This is a genomic window from Tersicoccus phoenicis, assembly GCF_001968835.1.
Lineage (GTDB): Bacteria > Actinomycetota > Actinomycetes > Actinomycetales > Micrococcaceae > Tersicoccus > Tersicoccus phoenicis.
This window is the reverse complement of sequence record NZ_MRDE01000088.1, coordinates 1-303: the sequence shown is the minus strand read 5'-3', so window position 1 is coordinate 303 and position 303 is coordinate 1. Positions and strand designations below refer to the sequence as shown.

1 rRNA gene is annotated in these 303 nt (G+C 56.4%); it reads right to left on the bottom strand.

Features of this window, described 5'->3' with window-relative positions:
- Nucleotides 1–303: ribosomal RNA gene (locus tag BKD30_RS15030) — 23S ribosomal RNA — on the bottom strand; the annotation flags it as partial.

Here is a 303-nt window from a genome sequence, read left to right as displayed (position 1 = left end):
CCGAGTTTATGGTTGAGACAGCGGGGAAGTCGTTACTCCATTCGTGCAGGTCGGAACTTACCCGACAAGGAATTTCGCTACCTTAGGATGGTTATAGTTACCACCGCCGTTTACTGGGGCTTAAATTCCCAGCTTCGCACCCGCGAGGGGCGCTAACCGGTCCTCTTAACCTTCCAGCACCGGGCAGGAGTCAGTCCGTATACATCGTCTTGCGACTTCGCACGGACCTGTGTTTTTAGTAAACAGTCGCTTCCCCCTGGTCTCTGCGGCCCACACCCGCTCGAGCACGCGAAGTGCCGTCAC